The sequence below is a fragment of the Bacillus sp. P4_D3 genome (genome assembly GCF_056401855.1).
On record NZ_JBFUIN010000345.1, the window covers coordinates 1 to 3,398 of the forward strand.

Below are 3,398 nucleotides of genomic sequence, written 5' to 3' on the forward strand. Positions count from 1 at the left end.
GTCTATTACTTACAAGCAATTCCGTGGCAAATTCCTGATTTTACAGTAGAAAGCTATAATGAGGAATTGTATCGCATACATGAAATCATCTTGCAAAAAGGATATTTTGATGTGAAGCAACATCGTTTTATTATAAAAGCGAATTATGTAGAGTAAAACTTGAATTAGCATTCCTTGCAAAAAAGCCAAATTCTTTATTGGAATTTGGCTTTTTCTTAGTATTTTAACGCATCTTATCCTATTGAGAAATGAGATGTTTTTCATATCGTTTTTTCGTATCATCTTCTGCCAAAACAGCAGTTGTGTACTCAATAATATTCCGATTATCATACGTAAATATATGATCTAAATTGTTGTCCTCTTTTAATAATATCGGTAAATATCTTTGCAAATTGCTAACTACACCTCTATTATCACCATCTAATATCCAATCAATTGACTTCCATTCTAATATACCTTCATCAGTGCTTACTGGCGTATCAATATGTACTTCATCACGTAAATCAGCAAGGAATACATACATTCCCTCTCTATCCTGAGGCTCGTCTTTAACTTTAAAAATAACATTCCCTTTATACGTTGCACTATGAAGCTCTATACCCGTTTCCTCAAACGTTTCTCTAATTATTCCTTCATATGGCGTTTCATTATCCTCGATTTTCCCTCCAACGCCATTCCACATTCCCATTGTTGGCTTTTTGTTTCTATTTAAAAGGAGTATGTTATCCCCTTTTCTAATGAAGCATATTGTGTACTTATACATATCGTCATATCCTTTCTATTTCCTAACCGTTAACTTGAAAATATCATCCTCTTTATAGGAGCACCTGCGGATTAAAAGTTACTTCTAATTCATTGATTGTTTTTTGATGAAAATAAAATAAAAATACTAAACTAGTCTAGTATTTTCATTTTCGAAAAAGGATAATATATAAATTCCACCTTGCCAATAACGTTATCTTCTTCAATATAACCTAAACCATTTCGACTATCCTTACTATGTTCACGATTGTCTCCCATTACAAATAACTTATTTGGCGGAATCTTTGTCTTTTGAAAGTTGTAAAACACTTGTGTATTATTATATAAATCTTTATTTATATAAGGTTCATCTTGCTTTTTGTCATTTACGTATACTGTTCCATTCGTTATGTTAATTACGTCACCAGGAAGTCCTATTACGCGTTTTACATAATATTTCGACTCATCCTCTTCCTTAATAATGACGATTTCTCCGTGCTGTAAGCTAGAAAAATGTACAGCGGCTTTATTTACAAATACGTAGTCTTCTTCCTGTAAAGTTGGCTGCATTGATTTTCCTTCCACTTTACATAAAGTGAAAGACTGGTACGTTACTACTAGGACAAATATAAATAGTATGTACTTTCCCCAACCTCTCTTAATCTCCTCTTTCATATCCATTCCCACCTTATCAAAACACTTTTCAACTCAAAAATATATCACTGCACCTGTTCATTTGCGCAGTGATATACTACAATTTGAATTTTTTACTGTGCCTTATTCGGCTGTTGTGCTACTGGGACTGGACTTACACCCGATCTCTGCGTTTTCAAATCAAAATATGCATCCAAAATTTCTTTACCAATTGCAGAATTAATACCTGATTTATCATTATTCACCCATGGTACAACAACAGAAAAAGCGACTTCCGGATCAGCAKCATATGGCGCATACCCGGCGAGAGTTAAATTATAACATTTTTTCCGATAGTTGTTTTCATCTCTTCCAATACCACTTTCTCCACCGTACACTGTTTCTGCTGTTCCTGTTTTTCCAGCCGGTTTATAAGGTAATCCTTTAAAAGTTCCAGTACCTGTCCCATCAGTCTCCTGGAAAACTCTTCTAAATCCTTCTTTCACATGATTTATATATGACAGATCCATATCCACTCGGTTTAACACGACTGGTTCCATCGAGTGAATAACTTTTCCGACTTCCTCTGGTCTATTTGGTTGCTCTCTAATTTCTTGTACAATTTGTGGTTTCATTCGGTAACCACCATTTGCAATCGTTGACATATATTGAGCAAGCTGCAGCGGCGTATATGTGTCATATTGTCCAATCGCATAATCAAGTAAAAAACCAGGTATATTATCAGTTCTACCCATTTGACCAATCGATTCATTTGGCAGGTCAATACCAGTTGGCACACCTAAACCAAATTGTCTAAAGTAATAGCGCATTTTATTAAACGCTTCTTGTTTAATATCTAGCGGATTGTTTGGTACATAATCAATCCCCGCAATCTTTAACGCCGTATTAAACATGTAGACATTGGATGAAACTTGCAATGCTCTTAAATCATCAATATCTCCAAAGTCTTTCCACGATTTCTTCGGCTTCAAACTTCCTTTAAAGTACATTGGTGCATCAAAGAAATGCGTATATGGCTTAATCGCTCCTGTTTGATATCCCGCTAATACCGTAGCTCCTTTCACCGTCGATCCTAACTCATAAGAGCTTATCATCGTTCCTAAAGCGTAGTCTTCTATTTGCATCCCGCCGTCTTTATTTACAATTTTTTTTCCTGCTAATGATAGAATTTGACCATTTTTCGGATTCATCATAACGACGAATGCACGATCCATCATCGGTTCAGAAGAATGAAATGCCCTTAAATTCCTTTCAAGACTTTCCTCCACTTTCTTCTGTAAATCCATATCAACTGTTAACATTAAATTATTTCCACTTTTTCCTTTTGTCACTTTTTCAGTTCGAATAATATTTCCAGCTTTATCAGTAATATTTTTAGACTGTTCTTTCGTTCCATGTAACATATCTTCGTATTGTTTTTCGATGTAACTCTTACCAATACGATCATTTCTGTTATAATCTCGTACTAAATAATAGTCTAATTGCTCCCTTGGTAATCCCTCATTCTCAGTAGAAACACTACCAAGTACAGAACGTAGTATTTTATCATTTGGATATTCTCGCTCCCAATCCACAGTCGTATCTACGCCTGGCAAGATTGATAATCTTTCACTCACTACTGCATATTCATTTTGACTTACATCTTTTTTGACGATTTGTGGCGTCATTTTATATCCCGCATTCATTTTGCTTTTAATTGCTAGTACTTCTATATCCTCTTTCGAAAGCTCGTTTAATTCTTCTTGTGTAATTCTTTCTCGTCTCAACTCTTCTACTTTCTTATCTAAGTCTTTCCCTTCTATTTCCTGCTTCCTAAATTTACTCTCATCTTCTTTCGTTACTTTTGTTGCTGCGCGTTTTTCATTTAACTGCATCCAAAAGTCTTTTTTATCTGTCTCTGTTAACTTATCCATATCTTCTTGCGGCATTTCAATGAGCTTTGCTAAATTTCTTGCCACTATTAAAACCTCTTTTGAGTCCACTCCTTTCATCTTCGTATATGT

The 3,398-nt window shown here is 34.8% G+C and carries 3 protein-coding genes and 1 pseudogene; 1 reads left to right on the forward strand and 3 read right to left on the reverse strand.

The annotated features are described in order from the left end of the window. Window positions 1-156, forward strand: a pseudogene (locus AC1DTM_RS20740) (SAM-dependent methyltransferase); the annotation flags it as partial. Window positions 157-238: 82 nt separating this feature from the next. On the opposite strand, the gene AC1DTM_RS20745 reads toward AC1DTM_RS20740, so the two are convergent. The 3 genes from AC1DTM_RS20745 to AC1DTM_RS20755 form a co-directional block, all read right to left on the reverse strand. Continuing rightward, complete coding sequence (locus AC1DTM_RS20745) at window positions 239-763, reverse strand: NUDIX hydrolase (protein ID WP_016095735.1); 525 nt, start codon at window positions 761-763, stop codon at window positions 239-241. A 131-nt stretch (window positions 764-894) separates the two neighbouring features. Beyond that, window positions 895-1,416 carry a signal peptidase I gene (gene lepB / locus AC1DTM_RS20750; RefSeq protein WP_016105310.1) on the reverse strand — a complete coding sequence of 174 codons (522 nt, stop codon included), beginning with the start codon at window positions 1,414-1,416 and terminating at the stop codon, window positions 895-897. A 92-nt stretch (window positions 1,417-1,508) separates the two neighbouring features. Next, window positions 1,509-3,398 (reverse strand): peptidoglycan D,D-transpeptidase FtsI family protein (locus tag AC1DTM_RS20755; protein WP_477000768.1); only part of this gene is annotated, 1,890 nt, incomplete at its 5' end.

Excerpts from the sequence above, each read along its gene's own strand:
- AC1DTM_RS20745 (WP_016095735.1), bottom strand. The coding sequence starts at position 763 with ATGTATAAGTACACAATATGCTTCATTAGAAAAGGGGATAACATACTC.
- lepB (WP_016105310.1), bottom strand. The coding sequence starts at position 1,416 with ATGAAAGAGGAGATTAAGAGAGGTTGGGGAAAGTACATACTATTTATA.